The sequence below is a fragment of the Mesorhizobium sp. Root554 genome (genome assembly GCF_001427025.1).
Taxonomy (GTDB): domain Bacteria; phylum Pseudomonadota; class Alphaproteobacteria; order Rhizobiales; family Rhizobiaceae; genus Mesorhizobium.
On the sequence record NZ_LMGA01000001.1, the window covers coordinates 1,502,042 to 1,520,920 of the forward strand.

The following is an 18,879-nucleotide window of genomic DNA, read 5'->3' on the forward strand; positions in this document are numbered from 1 at the left end:
ACTGCCTCATTCCGCGAACGTCACCCATTCGTCCACCGGCGCGCGGTCGGTCCTGAAGGTGGCTTCGGGTTTGGACGTATCCTCGTAGCCAAGCGCCATGCCGCAGACGACGACTTCCTCGTCGCTGATGTTCAGCACCGGCCTGATCTGGCGGTGATAGGGCGCGAATGCCGCCTGCGGGCACGTATCCAGGCCCCTCGCCCGCGCCGCGATCATGATGTTCTGCAGGAACATGCCGTAGTCGATCCACGACCCCTGGTTCAGGCGGCGGTCGATGGTGAAGATCATGCCCACCGGCGCGTCGAAGAAGATGAAGTTGCGGTCGTGCTGGGCGCGCATCTTGTCGACGTCGCGGCGGCCGATGCCGAGCACGCCATAGAGGCCGAAGCCATTGGCGCGACGGCGGCTGAGATAAGGCTCGAAAAACTGGTCCGGATAATACTTGTACTCGTCCCATGCCACCTTTTCGGCGCGGATGCCGGAATTCAGGATGGCGTCGGCGATACGGTCCTTCACCGCGCCCTTGGTCACATAGACCCGCCATGGCTGCATGTTGGTGCCCGAAGGCGCGCGTGACGCCACTTCCAGGATTTCTCGAATCGTCGCGTCATCCACCGGCGTCGGCAGGAAGGAGCGAACCGACCGGCGCGAAACGATCGCGGCGTCCACCGCGGAAACATCGTCGGGCCCAGGGGTGTCATGTTCGGTCGCCAGCATCGCATTCCCTTTGCGCGGAGTGCAGCCGGCGTCCCCTATTCACCAGCTTGGCCAGCCTTTGCCTCAATGCCGAGGCAACCGCAAGCAAATCTTGCCGGCGAAATGCTTTTACTTGTCGTTTTGTTTTGTCCGCCGCACAAATACGTTCGCTTGGCCCGTAGGCTTCACTCAAAAGCGCTCCAGCCGCCGCCGCACCTTCTTGAGAAAGGCGGCGCGGCTTTCCTGCGTCGCCGAATCCATCATGTAGTGCGCCAGATAGAGCGTCTTGCAGCGCCAGCCGCATAGCGCCCGGATGCCGCGCAGGATGGTCTTTCGCCCCGGCTGACCGACGATGACACTCCACCACCAGGGCGCGCCGCAGGTGGTGACGATGGCGATCTTCTCGACCTGCCCCATCAGCGGCTCGATCGACTGGCGCGTGCCGTTGAAGGTGAAGGCGACATCCTTTGCCCACACCCGGTCGAGCCAGCCCTTCAGCATCGCCGGCAGACCGTACCACCAGGTCGGGTAGATGAAGACCAGCGCCTCCGCCCATTGCACCAGTTCGATATGCGGCCGCAGCGCCGGATCGCCGGGCGCCTGCTCGTTATAGCTGCGCCGTTCCTCGGCCCGCATTACCGGATCGAAATTCTCGGCATAGAGATCGATGATCCTTGCCTCGCAGCCCTTGGCCTCGATCGCCTCGACAGCCGCATCGCGCAGCGCGGCGCAAAATGAGTCCTCCACCGGATGGCAGTAGATGACGAGGACCTTCATCCGGCCTGCTCCAGCCCCTTGAACAGGAAAGTCCGGCCGCTGCGGTAGTCATAGTCGGGATTGTCCCAGGCAATCATCTTGCCGGGATTGAGCAGCCCTTGCGGGTCGGCCTCCCGCTTGAAGGCGAGTTGCACCGCGTCGGTCTGCTTCATGCCGCCTTCCTCCAGCGTGTAGCGGTGCGGATTGAAGATCGGGCAGCCATTGTCCTCGAATATCCGGACGATCTCGTCCAGCCGCGCCTCGCTGGTGAATTTCACCAGCGGCAGGCCGAAGCAGGTGATGTTGCCGTCGAGCCGGACAAATTCGAGGTGCGAAAAAACCTCGCCGGGGAACATGCCGTCCATCTTTTCCACAAGCGCCAGCTGGTTGGGGAACGGGTAGAGCGATTGCAGATAGGTGATCGACGGATCGATGCGCAGCGCCCGCAATGTCGTGTGGTTCCATGCCAGTTCGTAGGTCGGCGGCAGTCCTTTCCTGTCTTCCTCCGAAGCCGCCGCCGCATCGTACAAGACGGCGCCGCCCGCCCTGCGCGTGAAGGCGTGGAAGGCGTCCAGCGAGTGCGGCGCCACCATCACCAGGCAGACGCTCTGGCCTTCCGCCAGGAACTTTTGATGGCGCTTGAAGTAAAGCTGCGGCACCGGCGCGGCGATGGGCGTGATCAGCTTGGTCAGGATGCCGTCCTGGCAGGCGAGCGCATTGCCGTAGCCGGCTGCGCCCATGAAGCTGTCGAAGCCGACAATCACGTCCACCCAGTCATATGAGGCGGCCAGCGGCATCTCCACCTCGGTGATGATGCCGTTGGTGCCATAGGCATGCGTGACCTTGTGCAGGTCCTCGCCGGTCAGTTCCAGCACGCGCGGTTCGGCCTCCATGGTGGCGACGCGCAGCCGCAAGATGTTGCCGAAGTCGCGCAGCCCGCCGAAATTGATCGACCCGACGCCGCCCGAGCCGCCGGCGATGAAGCCGCCGATGGAAGCCGTGTTGTAGGTCGACGGATGCATCCGCAGTTCCTGCATCGAATGTGTGCGTGTGGCCCGGTCGATGTCGGCAAGGATCGCCCCCGGCCCGCAGACGACGCGGCCGGTCGATATCCCGCCGATGGCGTTCATCTCGGCCAGATTGAGCACCACGCCACCCGACAGCGGCATCGCCTGCCCGTAGTTGCCGGTGCCGGCGCCGCGCGGCGTCACCGCGACGCCATGCTTGTGGCAGGTGGCAAGCGTACGGATCAGTTCGGCCTCGTCCTTCGGCGTCACCACCAGATCGGCCGTCACGCCGTCGAGCTGCTGCTTGAGAACCGGGCTGTACCAGTAGAAGTCGCGGCTCTTCTGCAGGACCAGCTTTTCGTTGTCCTCGATCTTCAGCCCTTCCAGATCGCGCTTGAGCGCCGCAACATCCATCGTCACACCATCAGATCGTCGAGTTCGGCATAGTCCGGCAAGATGCGTTCGATGGCGCGGCCGTCGCGCACCACGATCCTTTCGGCCTCGGGCCGTGACAGGACTTCGGTCCAGCTGCGTCCCCGGAACACGATGAAATCGGCAGGACCGCCGGACGTAAGCGTGCCAATACCCTTGAGACCCATGATCTCGGCCGGCGTCGCTGTCACCGCCCTCGGCCAGTCGCCGACGGGATGGTCGAGATGCAGGACGCGGGTCGCCATGCGGTAGACCTCCAGCATGTCGAGATCGCCATAGGCATAGAATGGATCGCGCGTGTTGTCGGAGGCAACGGCGACTGGAATATCTCTCGCCTTCATCTCATGCAGCAGCGTCACCCCGCGCCAGCGTGGCGTCGTGCCGTCCACGCGCCGGTCCTGCAGATAGAGATTGCATAGCGGCAGCGACACGATGCCGATGCCGGCCTTGGCCACCTTGTCCAGCGTATCGAGCACATCGAGATCGGGTTGGCGCGCCAGCGAACAGCAGTGGCCGACGAGCACCTTGCCCTCGAAGCCGCTCCACAGCGCCGCCTCGGCGATCTTCTTCAGCGAAACCGACGATGCATCGCCCGTCTCATCGGCATGGAAATCGAGATCGAGCCCATGCCGATTCGCCAGGGTGAACATCTGATCCAGCAGCTTTTCGAGGTCCGGCACCATATAGGCGACCGCGCCCAGAACGCCGCCAGCCTTGGCCACCCGTCCGGCCAGCTTCTCGAACCGGGCCTTGTCCCTCACTGCCTCTATGCCAGTGAGGCACGCGGCCTGCAATTCAATGCGCCCGCGCCATTTCTCCCGCATTGCCTCGAACACCGGCCAGGAAATCTCATCCTGCGGTGCAATGCTGTCAAGGTGCGTGCGCAGAGCCCTGGTGCCATGCGCATAGGCAGCCCGCAGCGAGAAATCCATCCGCCGCGCCACGTCTTCGGCGCTCCACCGCGCCGACCGGTCGGCATCGGCGGCAATGAGCGCGCCTGCGAACGTCCCGTCGGGGTTGGGTTTGCGGCCCCAGATGTGCCCCTTGTCGATATGCGTGTGGCAATCGACGAAGCAAGGCAGCACGATGCGGCCAGCCAGATCGATAGCGCCCTCGGCAGCAGCAGCCGGCCGCGCGGCTTCGATTCGCGCAATCTTCCCGTCAAACACCGTCACATCCACCAACGCAAAGCCGTCCGCGTCATAAGTGGCTCGCAGCCCGGGCGTCAGCGACGCGTGCAGGCGTGCATTTTTCAGCGTGTAGGATTCGGGTGTGGGAAACCAGCTCAAGGGGCGCCCCCCTCACCCGGCTCGCTGTGCTCGCCACCCTCTCCCCGCCGGGGAGCGGAGGACGCTGCCATAGCCGCCTTACTCTTCTCCCCGGCGGGGCGAAGGTGGCCCGAAGGGCCGGATGAGGGAGCTATTGCGAGTCTCACCTTCACCGCTCCTGCACCATCGCGCTTTCGTGCCAGCGGCGCAGGACGAGGTTGGACACCAGCGACAGCGCCAGGAAGATGACGATGCCGGCGAGCGAGATCAGGATCAGCGCCGCGAACAGCCGCGGCGCATTCAGCCGGTAGCCCGCCTCGATGATGCGCGACGCCAGCCCCGACGACTGCCCGCTGGCGCCGGCGACGAATTCCGCCACCACCGCGCCAATCAGCGACAATCCCCCGGCGATCTTCAGCCCGCCGAGAAAATACGGCATGGCGGCCGGCAGGCGCAGCAGCCGCAATTGCTGCCAGCGCGTGGCGCCGTTCAGCCGGAACAGGTCGAGCAGATTGCGGTCCACCGAGTTCAGACCGAGCGTCGTGTTGGACAGGATCGGGAAGAATGCGACGATCCACGCGCACAGCAGAAGCTTCGTCGTCTGGTTGTCGACATAGATGTTGATGAGCGGAAAGATCGCCACGATCGGCGTCACCTGCAGCACGATGGCGAAGGGAAAGAACGACATCTCCACCCATTTCGACTGCGCGAACAGCACCGCCAGCCCGACACCGCCGACGACCGCCAGCGCCAGGCTGAGAAAGGTGATCTTCAGCGTCACGAGAAGCGACGAAAACAGCAGGCCGGCATCGTCATGCAGGGTTTGCAGCACGAGCCCCGGCCGCGGCAGGATGTATTTGGGGATTTCGTTCCAGACGCAGATGCGGTCCCACAGCCAGATGGCAAGGATCATGATCGCCAGCGGCAGCACCCAGCGGCCGATGCGCTCCAGCCGCTGCTGGCGCACCCGCCGTGCTTCTTCCGGGTCCAGCACTGGACGGCTCGGCTCAGGCATGGACATGCTGCGGCTCCGCATTCGTGCCCATGGCCGCTTCCAGCGCCGTCGATGCCTGCCGGCACAGCGCGGCATAGTCCACCGAAGTGCGGAACGCCTCGTCGCGCGGATAGGGCGCACTCACCGCCATCTCATCGGCTACCCTGCCCGGTCGCGCCGCCATGGTGACGATCCGGTTGGACAGGAACACGCTTTCGAAAACGCTGTGCGTCACGAACACCACCGTAAAGCGCTGGTCCTGCCACAGGTCCAGCAAATCGTTATTGAGCTGGAAGCGGGTAATTTCATCCAGCGCCGCGAAGGGCTCGTCCATCAGCAGCAGGCGCGGCTTCGTCACCATGGCGCGGGCAATGGAAACGCGCATCTTCATGCCGCCAGAAAGTTCGCGCGGCACCGCGTCGGCGAAACCGGCGAGGTGCACCCGCTCGAGCATTTCCATCACCGCCGGCTGCGCCTGCGCGCGCGAAATGCCCCGCAAGCGCAGCGGCAACCAGACATTGTCGAACACGCTCGCCCAGGGCATCAGCGTCGGCTCCTGGAAGACGAAGCCTATGTCGGAGCGGCTGGAGGCACCCGGCCATTCGATCTGGCCGGAAGTCGGCGTCGAGAGGCCGGCGATCAGCCTTAGCGCCGTTGACTTGCCGCAGCCGGAGGGTCCCAGAAGGCTGAGGAAATCGCCGTCGCGGATCGTCATGTCGACGCCGCGCAGCGCTACCGTCCCGGTGGAGAACGTCTTGCTCACATTACGCAGGAAAAGCAGCGGCGCCCTGTCGTCCGCCGCTGGTACACCGCTATCGCCAGACATGCCTTCGGACTGGCTCACTTCTTCAGGTCGAGCCCGACGCCCTTGTTGACGAAGTTCAGCGTGTAGGATTTTTTGATGTCGATGCCGGCCGGGATCACCTTGGCCTTGACCATCTTGTTGTAGAAATCCTGCATGCGCGCATCGGTCATGGCGCCGATGCCGAGCTTTTCGGTGTCGCCGGAATCGACGATGCCGAATTTCTTCAGCTGCGCGATCGTGAAGGCGATCTGCTCGTCGGTGATGTCGGGATTGTCCTTCTTGATCGCGGCGTTGGCGGCGGCGTTGTCGCCATAGAGATAGTTGTACCACCCCTTCGCCGAGCCATCGACGAAGCACTGCACCACCTCCGGACGCTTGTCGATCGTTTCCTGCATCGCTTCGATCGTCGTCGAATAGGTGCTGTAGCCATAGTCGGCGAGGAGGAACTGGTTCGGCATGAAGCCACCCTCCTTCTGCACCGCGAACGGCTCCGACGTGACGTAACCCTGCTGGATCGACTTCTTGTTGGCGATGAAGGGAGCGGCATTGAAGGTGTAGGGCACGCGCTTGGAGACGTCGAAGCCGTATTCCGTCGCCATCCACAGAAGGAAGCTCTGCGCGCCCTCGTCGCCGACGATGTACTGGTCGGCGTTCTTGAGGTCCTCCCATTTGTCGAGCCCTTCGCCGGGATGCGACATCATCACCTGCGGCTCTTTCTGGAAGGAGGCGGCGACGACGCGCAGCGGAATATCCTGCGCCACCGCATCGAACGCCTGCTGCATGTTGCCGCCCATGTAGAAATCGATCTTGCCGGCCAGCAGCAGCGGCCTTCCCGCCACCTGCGGGCCGCCCTGCTGGATGGTCACGTCGAGGCCACAGGCGGCATAGGTGCCGTCAACCACGGCCTGGTAGTAGCCGCCATGCTCCGCCTGGGCGAGCCAGTTGGTGCCGAAAATAACCTTTTCGTTGGCTTGCGCAGTCGCCATCCCGACGGCCATGGCAACGAACACAGCCGGCAGCATCACTTTACCGTACATGGAAATCACCCCTCTTGTTCCGACACACCGCCGGTCCGACTTCAATTTTGATGAAGCAAGACATATGCCATCGGCCATCGGACCGTATCGCCGCGTTTTCATCGGCAGTATCGGATGACGCTGGCCTCGATGGAAGGCATCCTGCTAATTTTTTTGTCCGCTGTCCACAAAGCCGCGCGCTCTCCACTCACGGTCTTGTGGAGGTGAAAAGGGCGGCCTAGTTTGCCCGTCGAAATGGAGCGCTCATGTTCAAATTCCTTCAGCCGAAATCGATCAAGCCGCCCTTCGCGCGCTACAGCCACGGCGTTGAGGTTCCGGCGGGAAAGCGCCTCGTCCTCACCTCGGGCCAGCTCGGCATCGGCGCCGATGACACCGTACCGGAAGACGCAGGCAAGCAGGCCGAACTCTGCTTCGCCAACATCGCCGCCATCCTCGGCGAGGCCGGCCTCGGCTTGAAGGACATCGTGCGCATCAACGCCTATGTCACGGACCGCGCCCATATGCGGCCCTATATGGATGTGCGCGACCGGCTGTTCGCCGACCCCGCCCCGGCCTCGACGCTGATGATCGTTTCCGGCTTCACGCGGCCCGAATTCAAGGTCGAGATCGAAGTGATCGCGGCGGGAGACGATCGATGACAAATTCGACCCGACGTGTCTGGTGGGGCGACTACCGCACGACCGAATATTCCGCCATCGACGCCGAGAAGACCATCGCCGTGCTGCCGGTCGCCGCGATCGAGCAGCATGGCCCGCATCTGCCGGTGTCGACCGACGCCACGATCATGCAGGGCATGCTGGAAACGGTGATCCCGCTCGTCCCCGCCGATCTCGACATCCGCATCCTGCCGATCCAGTCGGTGGGCAAGTCCAACGAGCACGTCCACGCCCCCGGCACGCTGACGCTTTCACCGCTGGCTGCGATCCAGGGCTGGGCCGAGCTTGGCGCCAGCGTCGCCCGCGCCGGAGTGAGAAAGATCGTCTTCGTCAATTCGCATGGCGGCAATGAGGAGATCATGGGCATCGTCACGCGTGAGTTGCGCGTCGCCTTCAACATGCTGGCGGTGAAGACGAGCTGGCAGCGGTTTGGCCGCCCCGCCGGCATGTATACCGACCTGGAGGATCGCCACGGCATTCACGGCGGCGATGTCGAGACCTCGCTGATGCTGCATTTCCGTCCCGACCTGGTCGACATGTCGAAGGCTGGGAATTTCGTTTCGAATGTCGCCCGCGCGGAGCAGGAATTCGACCTGCTGCGCCACACCGGCACGCACGCCTTCGCCTGGATCGCTACCGACCTCAACCCGCATGGCGTGGTCGGCGACGCCTCGATGGCGACAGCGGAAAAGGGACGGCTGACCGCCAAACATCAGGCCGACGGTTTCATTGCTCTGCTCAAGGACGTCCGCAAGGCGCGGCTGGAGGATTGGCTTTCGTGACGGCTTCTCCCTTCTCCCCTTGTGGGAGAAGGGAAGCCCCTCAAACATCCACCCTCAGCCCGAACGGCACGCCCTCGAACGCGTCTGCCCCGCGGCCGATCCCCTCGATGGCGCGAACCATGCGGCCACGCCGTCCCAGCAGTCCGTCGGCGATCGCAACCAGCCGGGGATTGGGCGTCGCGGAGGGGGAAAGCGACCGCAGCGCCAGCGCCAGTTCCTGCTCGTCCCGCTTCGGGGAAAGTGCTGCCGCGATGATGAAGGCCGATGCCGTCGAGCGGCTGATGCCGGCATAGCAATGCACCACCAGCGGCCGCGCGCGGTTCCAGTCCTGGGCGAAGTCCAGCAGTTCGCGCACGTGCTTCTCGCCCGGCAGCGTCATGCCTTCCTGCGCCTCGGCGATGTCGTGCATCGCCAGATGCAGATGGTTGCCGGCCATGATCGCCGCAGGGCGGGTCATCTCGGTTCCCGCCGCCAGCAGCGACAGCAGCCTTTCGGCGCCGGTCTTGTTGACGGTCTCCTCGACCCTCGACAGCGGGCAGACATAGATCATGGTTCACTCTCCTGCGGCGGTCCATCGTCGCGCCGCACTGCCCATCCGGCAAGCGCCGATTCCAGTCTCTGCCAATCGTCCTGACAGCCCGGCAGGCCGATGCGCAGCACATGCGGCCTTTCGGCGAAGTGCCGCAGCAGGATACCCTGCCGGCCAAGCGCGGCGAACAGGCCGGCCACGCCCGAAAATTCGATGTAGCGAAACAGCGCCGTGCCACCGGCAACGGGTACGCCGAAGCGGCCAAGCAGCGCATCAATCCTTGCCGCATCTGCCGCGAGCCGGCTGCGCATCTCATCCCGCCAGCCTGCGTCCTGCAATGCACAAATGCCATATTCCAGCGCCGGCCCCGAGACCGCCCACGGTCCCAGCTCAGCCGCCAGCCGCTTTGCCGTCGCCATGTCCGCCAGTGCAAAACCCAGCCTGACGCCGGCAAGCCCGAAGAACTTGCCGAAGGAGCGCAGGACGACGATGCCGCCGCGCGTAACGTCACCCGCAAGGCTTTCGGCGCGCGGCCCGACATCCATGAAGGCCTCGTCCACGACCAGCAGCCCGTCTTTGGCGCGCAGCTTTTGCGCCAGCGCCAGCAGATCCGCGCGCGTAACGATGCGCCCGTCCGGATTGTTCGGATTGACCACGATTGCCAGATCGGCCTGCGCCAAAGCATTCAGATCGCCGACCTCGGACACTTCATGTCCGGCCAGTGCGGCCGCCCGTGCATGTTCGGCATAGGTTGGCCCGAGCACAAGCGCCCTGCCCGGCTTCAACAGACGGGCGATGCGCGGCAGCAATATCTGCGTACCGGGCGCCGCGACGACATGATCGGCCGATGGCGCTCCGTAAGCCGCAGCCGCGGCCTCCAGCAGCGTGCGGAGCCCGGCCGGTTCAGGCAGCCGCGACAAGGCTGTGGCGGGCAGGTCGAAAAGCGGATAGGAGTGCGGATTGATCCCGGTCGAGAGATCGACGAACGGTTCGGGGGCGTGCGGGAAAAGCGCCCGCGCCCGGCCCAGGCTTCCGCCGTGGTCGACCGCCGCCATCGCCTCTCCGTCCATCGCTCCGTCGCCCAGATCCATGTCGATCCTGATTGCCCTTCTCTCGCTGATCGCCGAACGGCTCGCAGGCTATCCCGCGCCGCTGTTCAATGCCATCGGCCATCCGGTGACATGGCTCGGCAGGCTGATAGCCTGTCTCGACCGCACGCTCAACCGCGCCACCGACACCGACCCGGCGCGCCGCATATGGGGCATCGCCGCCCTCCTCGTCATTGTGCTCCTGCCGGCGTCAATCGCCTACGGCATCGAGGCCTTGCTCCTGAAAATTCCGTTCGGCTTCATCGCCGTCGCCCTGCTCGGCAGTTCGCTGCTGTCGCAGCGCAGCCTCGCCCAGCACGTCAAGGCCGTCGCCGATGCGCTGGACGGCGGCGGACTGCCTGAGGGGCGCAAGGCCGTGTCGATGATCGTCGGCCGCGATCCGGAAACACTCGATGAATCCGCCGTCGGTCGCGCCGCCATCGAAAGCCTCGCCGAGAACTTCTCCGACGGCATCGTCGCGCCCGCCTTCTGGCTCGGCGTCGGCGGCCTCGCCGGAGGGGTTGGCTATAAGGCGGCGAACACGGCGGATTCCATGATCGGCCATCGCACGCCCCGCCATCAAGCTTTTGGCTGGGCGGCGGCGCGCTTTGACGACCTCGTCAACCTGCCCGCCTCGCGCCTGACCGGCCTGCTGATCGTCGCCGCTTCCTTTCTCGTCCGGGATGCCGACACGGCCGCCGCCTGGCGCGCCATGTGGCGGGACGCGCGGCATCACCGCTCGCCCAATGCCGGCTGGCCGGAAGCCGCCATGGCCGGCGCCCTCGGCCTCGCACTGGCCGGCCCGCGCAGCTATGGCGGCGTACTGGTCGAGGGCAACTATATGGGCGAAGGCGGCCGGGCCGAAGTGAAGAGCAGCGATATCCGCCGCGCGCTGCGGCTCTATTGGGTAGCGGATGCGCTGCTGATCGGGCTGTTTGGGGTGCTCTATTCGATACCCCTCCTTCTATGATCCAGTGCGTCCTTCGAGGCTCGCTCCAACATCCAAATCGCGCCTAGAACTCGATCCCCTGCTGCGCTTTCACGCCGGCGGCGAAATGGTGCTTGGTCGCGCCCATCTCAGTCACCAGATCAGCCGCCTCGACAAGCGCCGGCTTGGCATTGCGGCCAGTGACGACCACGTGCAGGCCTTCGCGCCTCGCATTCAACGCCGAAACCACCGCATCCACATCGAGATAATTGTAGCGCAACGCAATGTTGAGCTCGTCGAGCACCACGAGGCTGATCGATGGATCGGCCATCAGGTCCAGCGCCTTGGCCCATGCCGCCTGCGCAGCCGCCACGTCGCGCTCTTTATCCTGCGTCTCCCAGGTAAATCCCTCGCCCATCGTATGCCACACGACCCGGTCGCCGAAAGCCGCGAAGGCATCCTTCTCACCGGTATGCCAGGCGCCCTTGATGAACTGCACGACGCCGACGCGCTTTCCATAGCCCAGCATCCGCAGCGCCAGCCCGAACGCGGCCGTGGTCTTGCCCTTGCCTGGCCCGGTGTTGACGATGAGCAGTCCCTTCTCGATGGTTTTCGATGCGACCTCGGCGTCCTGCACCGCCTTGCGCTTGGCCATCTTGGCGCGGTGCTTTTCGGTATCGGCGTCGTTGGCCATGTCATTTCACCTTCAGCGGCAGCCCGGCCACCATCATAACGACGGTGCCGGCCACGGCCGCGATATGCTGGTTCAGCCGGCCGGCCTCGTCCCGAAAACGCCGTGCCAGCGCATTGTCGGGCACGATGCCCAGACCGACCTCGTTCGACACCACCGCCCACGGCCCGCGCGGACGCGACAGCACATCCGTCAGCCGCCGGCATTCGGCTGTGAGGTCGTGTTCTGCCAGCATATGATTGGTCAGCCACAGGGTCAGGCAGTCGATCAGCACAGGACGGCCGTCTGGAATCGCATCGATCGCTTCCACGAGATCGAGCGGCGCATCCACCGTCTCCCAGCCCTCGCCTCGCCGCGCGCGATGCATGGCGATGCGTTCGCGCATCTCCCCGTCATAGGCTTGCGCCGTCGCAATGTAGGTCCAGGGCGCGGCGCAGGCCGTCACCAGTTGTTCGGCGTGCGCGCTCTTGCCGGAGCGCGCACCGCCAAGCACGAGGGTCAGGCTCGTGACGTCAGGCAAAGCTGTCGCGCAATCTCGCCGCCTCGCCGGAGAACCAGCCGCGAAGACCGCCGACAACCGCTCCCAAAAGCAGCCAGAACACCAGGTTCGTCACCGTCACGGCGACCACGAACTGGTGGTGCAGCCCTTCCGGTATCGGCGATTCGAAACTGTCGGGCTGCGGCGCGCCGACGATATGCGGCGCCACGATCAGCGCCACCGCAAGCAAGGTCAGCGGTAGCGACTTGCGGAACGCGATCAGCCACAGGCCTGCGCCCGTCGCGACCGCCGTCGCCACCCACCAGACCTGGCGGGCGTTGAGGTCGGCCGCCGGCATCGCCGGAAGTTCGGGCGGCAAGCCGAGACCGGGCGCCAGCGTGAACACGCCGAATCCGGCGAGACCCCAGAACACGCCCTGACGCCAGCTTGCGATGCCGCCTGCGAATTCCGATATGGCAACCAGCACCAGCGCGAAACCGATGCCGGTGACGACGTTCGCCAGCACGTTGTAGAGGAAGCGTTCGGCCCCATCGGCTGGCGCCCAGCCCTCCTCTTCCTCAGCCGGCACAGCTTGCTGCGTGGCCGATGCAGCGGGCGCTGCAGTCTCGGCGCTGGCGGCGCCGTGGTCGTGTCCGCCACCGGCGGTTTCATAGACTTCCGCCTGGAGAATCAGCGGAACGGTTGCATAGGCCTGCATGCAGGCGAGCGCGATTCCGGCCACAAGCCCGGCGATCGCCGCGACGAAGACGACGTTACGAAACAATGTCATGATGTCAGTTTCCCGTCAGTGGCAGGGAAAAGCCATGGAGTGGCGGTTGTCATGCGCGGCATTGTGCACGGCCTCGATATGCGAGAAGCCGACAAAGCCGAGAATGAACACGCCGAGAAGGGCAGCCATAGCGAGCTGCATGTGACGGGATTGCGCGGAAACCGATGCGCCGAGAGAAGCCGAAGCCGTCGTCATTTCATTGTCCTTTCCCCCTCCACCCGAGGGGTTGTTGAGCCATTTTCGTGTCGCCGGCAGGTCTCCTGGCTTGCGGATCAGCGCCCTCCTCCGCCTTCCCGGGTGTGACCCCAGTGGTTTTCGGAGAGGACTACCGCACACAGTTGCGGGGGCAGCCACGGCTTGGGGCTCGCGCCTTTACCGTATTCCCTCTCGGTTCCTTGCGGAAACCGACGACACGCGGACTATACGGAGAAACGCACGGCGCGGCAAACCAAATTACGGCCGGCCTTCGTGCGGCCTACAGGGATTTCGGCAGGTGCCGCCACGCAATCGTTGCGCAGAGCAGCATCAGGCAACCGAGCGCCGCGAACACCGAGCCGAGGCCGAAAAACGCCAGCAACACCGAATAGACCAGCGGCGGCGTCAGTTCGGAAAAGTCGAGATAGGTCCGGTAGACGGCCGCCATCTGAGGCCGTTCATAGGAACGCACCGCCCGCAGGAACACTGTCGAGCCGACGGCGTCGATGGCGACGGTGAACACCGCGCCGCCCAGAAGCAGCGCGCCGGTGACGAGCGGTGCGGCCTGGCCGACCGCGCCGGCGAGGTACAACAGGATCGCCATACCCAGGAAAGACAGCGAAATGATGCGCCGCGCGCCGAAACGCTTGCCCGCCCGCCCCCAGAAGATCGCCAGGAACAAAAGCGCGTTGCCGGCCGAAACCAGCAGGCCTCCGGCGAGCTTGCCCTGCCCGGTGACGACCATCAAAAGCGGCCCGTAGACGAAGAACGTCGTCCAGAAGCACGAGCGCCCGAACGCGACGACCCAGGCCAGCCGCAGCCTCGGCTGGGCGATGAAGCGGCCGATATTGGCAAGCGGGTTGACCGGCCGGCTCCTGCCGGCGGCGATCATGGTGTTGTCGCTCATCCGGTAGAACCAGAACAGCGCCAGAAGCAGCATCGAGAAGATGGCGACGACACCATGCGCGGCGAAGATGCCGTAGTGGGTATAGAGGACGATGCCGAGCGTCGGACCGCAGGTCCAGGCGAAGGTCGACAGCGCCATGCGCAGCGATTCGGCCTGCATCAGATCGGTCTTGCGGATATGGTCCATGATGTAGAGGTTGAGCGTGATCGACAGCGCGCTCGCACCCATGACGCGGCACAGCATGCCGAACAACTGGCCGGGCAGGATATTCACCGCCATCGACAGCGACCCGATCGCCAGCAGGCAGGCGCCGGCCGTATAGACCCAGCGGCGCGCGAAGCGGCGGATAAATGTCGGCATGAACAGTGTCGCCGAAAGGCCCAGCAGCGAGACGACGGTGTAGAGGATCGACACCTTCTGTTCGCTGTGCAGAAGGTCGTAGGCCTGGATCGGGATGACGCTGGAAATCAGCGCGCGGGCGCAGGATTCCAGCGCATAGAGCGACGCGAAGGTGCGCGCGCCCGCCGGACGAACGGCCGGAAGCCAGATCGGGTGGCGGACATGGGTGGACATGACGTCTCCGCGCCAGAATCTTACCGGTAAATTGACGTTGCCGGCACCCGAGTCGGTAGCAGGAAACCGACATGCTTCCATCGAAAAGCGAAGCCGACCAAACGCTTCCCAGCGCTGGTCCAATGACCGGCGCTATTTGCACCCTGCAAGCGGCCCTGCGCAGTGCAAACGAAGCGCTGCGAACCGTCCCCACTCGTGTTAGTCATCGTCCAGAATGGATTCCCGGACCCTATGAGCGTGGCAAATACAGATCAGCACCGAAGCCAGGGCGGCCGCATCGTCGCCATCGACGTGGCGCGCGGATTGGCGCTGCTTGCCATGGCGAGCTACCACTTCACCTGGGACCTCGAATTCTTCGGCTATGCCGACCCGGGTCTGACCGCCTTCGGCGGCTGGAAGATCTATGCGCGCTGTATCGCCTCGAGCTTCCTGTTCCTCGTCGGCGTCAGCCTGTTCCTCGCGCATGGGCGACAGATTCGCTGGCAGGGCTTCTGGAAGCGTCTCGCCATGGTGGCGGTCGCCGCGCTCGCCATTTCGGCGGTGACGTGGTTCGCGACGCCCGGCAGCTTCATCTTCTTCGGTATCCTGCACCAGATCGCGCTGGCCAGCCTGCTCGGTCTCGCCTTCGTGCGGCTGCCCGGCTTGCTGACACTGGCGGTGGCCGCCGCCGTCATTGTCGCCCCGCTCTACCTGCGGTCGCACGCTTTCGATCATCCCTGGCTCTGGTGGACGGGGCTTTCGACCGTCAAGCCGCGGTCGAACGATTTCGTACCGCTTTTCCCGTGGTTCGGCGCCGTGCTGATCGGCCTCGGCGCCGCCAAAGTCGCGGCAGGCCTCGGTTTCTTCGATTGGCTGAGGCGCTTCCAAGGCGGTGATCGCGTGAGCGGGCTGCTGGCATTGGCCGGCCAGCACAGCCTCGCCTTCTACCTCATCCACCAGCCTGTCCTGATCGCCTGCGTCTGGCTGTTCGCGCAGATCATGCCGCCGCATCAGGACACGCCGCAGGTCGGTTTCCAGAAATCGTGCCAGGCCGCGTGTGCGGAAACACGAGACGCGCAATTCTGCGCCCGCTATTGTGGCTGCATGCTGGAAGCGATCGAGGGCGAAGGCAGCCTGGACCGCCTGTTCAACGGCGACCAGACGGCCGAGTTCCAGACGCATATCGGCGACCTGGCGGCTACCTGCACAGCCACCACCGACAGCGACGAGATCGGGGAGAAGTTGCAATGATTTCAACCGAACCGCGACCGGCTCGTATCCCCTGGCCACCGCTGATCTATCTCATCGCCCTTGCGGCGGGCATCCTGCTCGGCATGTTCTATCCGGCGCCATGGCTGCGCGATTTTTCCGGCGACTATCTGCTCGGCTCGATCCTGTTCGGTTTCGGCTGGCTGCTGCTTTTCGCCGTCGCGGCGCTGTGGATCAGCGGCATACGCACGCTGATGAAAGCAAAAACCCCCGTCAATCCCAACGCAGCGCCCGAGCATCTGGTGACGGGCGGGGCCTTTGCTGTCAGCCGCAATCCGATCTATCTCGGCAACACGCTGCTGCTGATCGGCGTCGGGCTGATCGCCGGCAATCTGTGGATGATCGCGTTGGCCTTTGTCGCCGCTTTCACCACCGGCAGGCTGGCCATCGCAAAAGAAGAAAAGCTGCTGGAGGCGAAATTCGGCAAGCGCTACCGCGATTACGCCAAACGGGTTCGGCGCTGGATTTGAGGGCGGAAGCATTCCGCCCGCCGCCCCTTCCTTTCCTTATGGGAGAAGGTGGCCGAGCCAAGCGGAGCGAAGGCGAGGTCGGATGAAGGGTGCTAAGGCAGCGCCACGCCAAGCGCCGCACGTCCTCAGGTGTTGACGCCAAGCTCCGCCAACCGCTCCACGCAGGATTCTTCCGCCTGGTCGAGTTCGGCCAGCGTCTCTTCCAGATCGCGGCGCTTTTGCCGCAGATTTTCGCGCTTTTCCTCGATGCGCTTGATCATCAGCTTGAGCTGGCCGACCTCGCCGGGCGGCTCCCGATACATCTGGATGATTTCGCGGATCTCGTTGATCGAGAAACCGATCCGCTTGCCGCGCAGGATTTGCCGGATGAGATGCCGGTCCGACGGACGGAACAGCCGCGTGCGCCCGCGCCGCACCGGCTGGACCAGGCCTTCGTCTTCGTAGAAACGCAGCGTGCGCGTCGAGATGTCGAACTCACGCGTAAGTTCCGTGATCGAGTAATATTCGCGCATCGTTTCCCCGCACGGTTGAAATATTCGTGCTCTCACCGAACGGAAAGCTTTGACACGGCATTTACGTAAAAGTCAATTCGGTCCGCTTGCGCTTACTGCCGGCGTTTATTTCGGCTCACCCGAAAATCACGAAACGCCGAACCACCAGGTCGCCAGGCCGAGGAATGCGAAGAAGCCGACGACATCGGTCACCGTCGTCACGAACACGGCGGAGGCCACCGCCGGATCGATATCGAAACGATCGAGCGTCAAGGGAATGAGGATGCCGGCAAGGGCGGCGGCGAACATGTTGATGATCATCGCCGCGGCGATGATGCCGCCCAGATTGTAATCCTGGAACCACAGCCCTGCCACTATGCCGATCAGCACCGCGAAAATGGCGCCGTTGATGAAGCCGACGCCGACTTCGCGCCGGATGACCCGCCAGGAATTGTAGATGTCGAGATCCCTGGTCGCCAGCGCCCGCACCGTCACGGTCATCGTCTGCGAGCCGGCATTGCCGCCCATCCCGGCCACGATCGGCATCAGCACCGCCAGCGCGACAATATGCTGGATGGTGTTGTCGAACAGACCGATGACCGACGCCGCGAGAAAGGCCGTCACGAGGTTGACCAGCAGCCACGGCACCCGCGAACGCGAGGTCGAGAGCACAGAATCCGACAATTCTTCGTCGCCGACGCCGCCCATGCGCAGCAGATCCTCCTCGGCTTCCTGCTGAATGACGTCGACCACGTCGTCGATGGTCAGCACGCCGACCAGCCGCTCGTTCTCGTCGACCACGGCGGCGGACAGAAGGTCGTATTGCTCGAATTCGCGCGCCGCCTCTTCCTGGTCCATCGTCGCCGGAATGGCGTGACGCGTCTCATGCATGACCTCTTCGACCTTCACCGCGCGCCTGGTGCGCAGAATCTGGTCGAGGTCGATGGCGCCGAGCAGCTTGAAGGTCGGGTCAATGACGAAAATCTGGCTGAACCGGTCGGGAAGGTTCTTGTCATCGCGCATGTAGTCGATCGTCTGCCCGATGGTCCAGAACGGCGGCACGGCGACAAACTCCGTCTGCATGCGCCGCCCGGCCGTCTCTTCCGGATAGTCGAGCGAACGCCGCAGCCGGATCCGTTCGGTGAACGGCAGTTGCGACAGGATTTCGTCCTGGTCTTCCTGGTCGAGGTCTTCCAGAATGTAGACCGCGTCGTCGGAATCCAGCTCCTGCACCGCCTGCGCGATCTGCGCGTTCGGCAGATTGTCGACGATGTCCATGCGGATCGCTTCATCGACCTCCGTCAGCGACGAGAAGTCGAAGTCCGATCCCAGCAGGCCGACCAGCGCACGCCGCTGCTCCGGCAACAGCGCTTCCAGCAGGTCGCCCAGTTCCGACTGATGGAGGTCGCCGACATCCTGCTTCAGCGTCAGCGTGTCGCGATCGGCGATCGCCGCGCCGATATGGGCGAGATAGGACGCGCGGATGACGCCGTCCTCGCCATAGATGTCCGCATTCGCACTCTCGGCGGCGGGACGCTCTGCCTTGTGTTCGTCAGGGCTTTCCATCGGCTTCTCCCGCTGCCGGAATCCTCGCCAGGATCAATGTCAGGTCTAGCGCGCAAAGTACGGGAATATCAAACGAAATGCGCCCTGCCCCAGCGCTTGCGCAAGTGCGCCTGCAAATCGGCTTTTTCTATGGAGACGGCCCGCCGACAGTTCGCGCCCAATCTTTCCGAAGGCCGGCGAATATTGCCGAATGCGCACTTGTTTCGCCGGAAACGATTTGCTACACGCCGCGAGCCGGCTTGTTCGGCCCTACCACGTGCGGTCGTGGCGGAATTGGTAGACGCGCAGCGTTGAGGTCGCTGTGGGGCAACCCGTGGAGGTTCGAGTCCTCTCGACCGCACCATTTCTGAAAGACAGGTCGCAATCCCCTGTTTTCCTGCATTTCCGGATGACGACGTCTTCTAGATATCGCTGATCTGCGCGCCGCGGCAATTCGCCTGTCCGCGCCACGCAGGAAGCCTGCTTTGCGCGGATCAAGCGGCAGTGCTGCCT

At 64.3% G+C, this 18,879-nt stretch carries 21 protein-coding genes, 1 tRNA gene and 1 riboswitch; of the genes, 6 read left to right on the plus strand and 16 right to left on the minus strand.

Translation table 11 applies throughout. The annotated features are described in order from the left end of the window. Nucleotides 1–6: 6 nt before the first annotated feature. The 7 genes from ASD44_RS07220 to ASD44_RS07250 form a co-directional block, all read right to left on the minus strand. Entirely contained in the window at nt 7–717 is a 711-nt protein-coding gene (locus ASD44_RS07220; protein WP_056110220.1) for a nitroreductase, read from the minus strand. A 168-nt stretch (nt 718–885) separates the two neighbouring features. After that, entirely contained in the window at nt 886–1,473 is a 588-nt protein-coding gene (locus tag ASD44_RS07225) for an NAD(P)H-dependent oxidoreductase (protein ID WP_056110222.1), read from the minus strand. Continuing rightward, nucleotides 1,470–2,873: an FAD-binding oxidoreductase gene (locus ASD44_RS07230; protein WP_056110224.1), complete on the minus strand. Its 1,404-nt coding sequence runs from the start codon at nt 2,871–2,873 to the stop codon at nt 1,470–1,472. The genes ASD44_RS07225 and ASD44_RS07230 overlap by 4 nt, the downstream gene beginning before the upstream one ends. 2 nt (nt 2,874–2,875) lie before the next feature. Beyond that, complete coding sequence (locus ASD44_RS07235) at nt 2,876–4,180, minus strand: cytosine deaminase (RefSeq protein WP_056110227.1); 1,305 nt, start codon at nt 4,178–4,180, stop codon at nt 2,876–2,878. 148 nt (nt 4,181–4,328) lie between these two features. Next, nucleotides 4,329–5,180: an ABC transporter permease gene (locus tag ASD44_RS07240; protein ID WP_056110228.1), complete on the minus strand. Its 852-nt coding sequence runs from the start codon at nt 5,178–5,180 to the stop codon at nt 4,329–4,331. Further along, nucleotides 5,167–5,979, minus strand: a complete 813-nt coding sequence (locus ASD44_RS07245) for an ABC transporter ATP-binding protein (protein WP_056115624.1) — start codon at nt 5,977–5,979, stop codon at nt 5,167–5,169. Before ASD44_RS07245 ends, ASD44_RS07240 begins: the two co-directional genes overlap by 14 nt. Before the next feature lie 14 nt (nt 5,980–5,993). After that, complete coding sequence (locus tag ASD44_RS07250) at nt 5,994–6,995, minus strand: ABC transporter substrate-binding protein (RefSeq protein WP_056110230.1); 1,002 nt, start codon at nt 6,993–6,995, stop codon at nt 5,994–5,996. Nucleotides 6,996–7,240: 245 nt separating this feature from the next. Here ASD44_RS07250 and ASD44_RS07255 point away from each other — a divergent pair, with 245 nt between their 5' ends. Together ASD44_RS07255 and ASD44_RS07260 are read left to right on the plus strand one after the other, a co-directional pair. After that, nucleotides 7,241–7,633, plus strand: coding sequence for a RidA family protein (locus tag ASD44_RS07255; protein WP_056110232.1), 393 nt, complete (start codon nt 7,241–7,243; stop codon nt 7,631–7,633). Further along, nucleotides 7,630–8,433, plus strand: a complete 804-nt coding sequence (locus ASD44_RS07260; RefSeq protein ID WP_056110234.1) for a creatininase family protein — start codon at nt 7,630–7,632, stop codon at nt 8,431–8,433. Before ASD44_RS07255 ends, ASD44_RS07260 begins: the two co-directional genes overlap by 4 nt. A gap of 40 nt (nt 8,434–8,473) precedes the next feature. Here ASD44_RS07260 and ASD44_RS07265 read toward each other — a convergent pair whose 3' ends face one another. Both ASD44_RS07265 and cobD read right to left on the minus strand, forming a co-directional pair. After that, nucleotides 8,474–8,983, minus strand: a complete 510-nt coding sequence (locus tag ASD44_RS07265) for a tyrosine phosphatase family protein (protein WP_056110236.1) — start codon at nt 8,981–8,983, stop codon at nt 8,474–8,476. Then, a complete protein-coding gene (cobD, locus tag ASD44_RS07270) occupies nt 8,980–10,053 on the minus strand; it encodes a threonine-phosphate decarboxylase CobD (protein WP_056110237.1) in 1,074 nt (357 codons plus the stop codon). The genes ASD44_RS07265 and cobD overlap by 4 nt, the downstream gene beginning before the upstream one ends. On the opposite strand from cobD, the gene cbiB reads away from it, so the two are divergent. After that, nucleotides 10,052–11,020 carry an adenosylcobinamide-phosphate synthase CbiB gene (cbiB, locus tag ASD44_RS07275; RefSeq protein WP_056110240.1) on the plus strand — a complete coding sequence of 323 codons (969 nt, stop codon included), beginning with the start codon at nt 10,052–10,054 and terminating at the stop codon, nt 11,018–11,020. The genes cobD and cbiB overlap by 2 nt on opposite strands. Nucleotides 11,021–11,063: 43 nt before the next feature. Here the strand turns inward: cbiB and cobO are convergent, their stop codons facing one another. The 5 genes from cobO to ASD44_RS07300 all read right to left on the minus strand — a co-directional run bounded on the left by cobO (nt 11,064) and on the right by ASD44_RS07300 (nt 14,612). Beyond that, the gene (gene cobO / locus ASD44_RS07280; RefSeq protein WP_056110242.1) at nt 11,064–11,672 is read right to left on the minus strand and encodes a cob(I)yrinic acid a,c-diamide adenosyltransferase; all 609 of its coding nucleotides are present in this window, start codon (nt 11,670–11,672) and stop codon (nt 11,064–11,066) included. 1 nt (nt 11,673) lies between these two features. After that, nucleotides 11,674–12,189, minus strand: a complete 516-nt coding sequence (cobU, locus tag ASD44_RS07285) for a bifunctional adenosylcobinamide kinase/adenosylcobinamide-phosphate guanylyltransferase (protein ID WP_056110244.1) — start codon at nt 12,187–12,189, stop codon at nt 11,674–11,676. Next, entirely contained in the window at nt 12,182–12,937 is a 756-nt protein-coding gene (locus tag ASD44_RS07290; protein ID WP_056110246.1) for a CbtA family protein, read from the minus strand. Before ASD44_RS07290 ends, cobU begins: the two co-directional genes overlap by 8 nt. A gap of 15 nt (nt 12,938–12,952) precedes the next feature. Then, nucleotides 12,953–13,132 (minus strand): CbtB-domain containing protein, encoded by a 180-nt coding sequence (locus tag ASD44_RS07295; protein WP_056110248.1) that lies wholly within the window; start codon nt 13,130–13,132, stop codon nt 12,953–12,955. Nucleotides 13,133–13,169: 37 nt separating this feature from the next. Beyond that, nucleotides 13,170–13,361, minus strand: a riboswitch (cobalamin riboswitch). 51 nt (nt 13,362–13,412) lie between these two features. After that, nucleotides 13,413–14,612, minus strand: coding sequence for an MFS transporter (locus tag ASD44_RS07300; protein WP_056110250.1), 1,200 nt, complete (start codon nt 14,610–14,612; stop codon nt 13,413–13,415). 231 nt (nt 14,613–14,843) lie between these two features. Between ASD44_RS07300 and ASD44_RS07305 the strand changes: the two genes are divergently transcribed. Both ASD44_RS07305 and ASD44_RS07310 read left to right on the plus strand, forming a co-directional pair. Beyond that, entirely contained in the window at nt 14,844–15,842 is a 999-nt protein-coding gene (locus ASD44_RS07305) for a DUF1624 domain-containing protein (protein WP_056110252.1), read from the plus strand. Next, nucleotides 15,839–16,330 (plus strand): isoprenylcysteine carboxylmethyltransferase family protein, encoded by a 492-nt coding sequence (locus tag ASD44_RS07310; RefSeq protein ID WP_056110254.1) that lies wholly within the window; start codon nt 15,839–15,841, stop codon nt 16,328–16,330. The genes ASD44_RS07305 and ASD44_RS07310 overlap by 4 nt, the downstream gene beginning before the upstream one ends. Nucleotides 16,331–16,455: 125 nt before the next feature. On the opposite strand, the gene ASD44_RS07315 is transcribed toward ASD44_RS07310, so the two are convergent. Both ASD44_RS07315 and mgtE read right to left on the minus strand, forming a co-directional pair. Next, complete coding sequence (locus ASD44_RS07315) at nt 16,456–16,842, minus strand: MerR family DNA-binding transcriptional regulator (RefSeq protein WP_056110256.1); 387 nt, start codon at nt 16,840–16,842, stop codon at nt 16,456–16,458. A gap of 126 nt (nt 16,843–16,968) precedes the next feature. Next, the gene (gene mgtE / locus ASD44_RS07320; protein WP_056110258.1) at nt 16,969–18,387 is read right to left on the minus strand and encodes a magnesium transporter; all 1,419 of its coding nucleotides are present in this window, start codon (nt 18,385–18,387) and stop codon (nt 16,969–16,971) included. Between the two features lie 258 nt (nt 18,388–18,645). On the opposite strand from mgtE, the gene ASD44_RS07325 reads away from it, so the two are divergent. Continuing rightward, a tRNA-Leu gene (locus tag ASD44_RS07325) sits at nt 18,646–18,730 on the plus strand. Nucleotides 18,731–18,879: the final 149 nt, after the last annotated feature.

Coding starts and splice junctions, on each gene's coding strand:
- ASD44_RS07230 (WP_056110224.1), bottom strand. CDS start 2,873: ATGGATGTTGCGGCGCTCAAGCGCGATCTGGAAGGGCTGAAGATCGAG.
- cbiB (WP_056110240.1), top strand. CDS start 10,052: ATGTCGATCCTGATTGCCCTTCTCTCGCTGATCGCCGAACGGCTCGCA.
- ASD44_RS07255 (WP_056110232.1), top strand. CDS start 7,241: ATGTTCAAATTCCTTCAGCCGAAATCGATCAAGCCGCCCTTCGCGCGC.
- ASD44_RS07305 (WP_056110252.1), top strand. CDS start 14,844: ATGAGCGTGGCAAATACAGATCAGCACCGAAGCCAGGGCGGCCGCATC.
- cobO (WP_056110242.1), bottom strand. CDS start 11,672: ATGGCCAACGACGCCGATACCGAAAAGCACCGCGCCAAGATGGCCAAG.
- ASD44_RS07240 (WP_056110228.1), bottom strand. CDS start 5,180: ATGTCCATGCCTGAGCCGAGCCGTCCAGTGCTGGACCCGGAAGAAGCA.
- ASD44_RS07290 (WP_056110246.1), bottom strand. CDS start 12,937: ATGACATTGTTTCGTAACGTCGTCTTCGTCGCGGCGATCGCCGGGCTT.
- ASD44_RS07265 (WP_056110236.1), bottom strand. CDS start 8,983: ATGATCTATGTCTGCCCGCTGTCGAGGGTCGAGGAGACCGTCAACAAG.
- cobD (WP_056110237.1), bottom strand. CDS start 10,053: ATGGATCTGGGCGACGGAGCGATGGACGGAGAGGCGATGGCGGCGGTC.
- ASD44_RS07245 (WP_056115624.1), bottom strand. CDS start 5,979: ATGTCTGGCGATAGCGGTGTACCAGCGGCGGACGACAGGGCGCCGCTG.
- ASD44_RS07220 (WP_056110220.1), bottom strand. CDS start 717: ATGCTGGCGACCGAACATGACACCCCTGGGCCCGACGATGTTTCCGCG.
- ASD44_RS07260 (WP_056110234.1), top strand. CDS start 7,630: ATGACAAATTCGACCCGACGTGTCTGGTGGGGCGACTACCGCACGACC.
- ASD44_RS07315 (WP_056110256.1), bottom strand. CDS start 16,842: ATGCGCGAATATTACTCGATCACGGAACTTACGCGTGAGTTCGACATC.
- mgtE (WP_056110258.1), bottom strand. CDS start 18,387: ATGGAAAGCCCTGACGAACACAAGGCAGAGCGTCCCGCCGCCGAGAGT.
- ASD44_RS07225 (WP_056110222.1), bottom strand. CDS start 1,473: ATGAAGGTCCTCGTCATCTACTGCCATCCGGTGGAGGACTCATTTTGC.
- ASD44_RS07300 (WP_056110250.1), bottom strand. CDS start 14,612: ATGTCCACCCATGTCCGCCACCCGATCTGGCTTCCGGCCGTTCGTCCG.
- ASD44_RS07295 (WP_056110248.1), bottom strand. CDS start 13,132: ATGACGACGGCTTCGGCTTCTCTCGGCGCATCGGTTTCCGCGCAATCC.
- ASD44_RS07310 (WP_056110254.1), top strand. CDS start 15,839: ATGATTTCAACCGAACCGCGACCGGCTCGTATCCCCTGGCCACCGCTG.
- ASD44_RS07250 (WP_056110230.1), bottom strand. CDS start 6,995: ATGTACGGTAAAGTGATGCTGCCGGCTGTGTTCGTTGCCATGGCCGTC.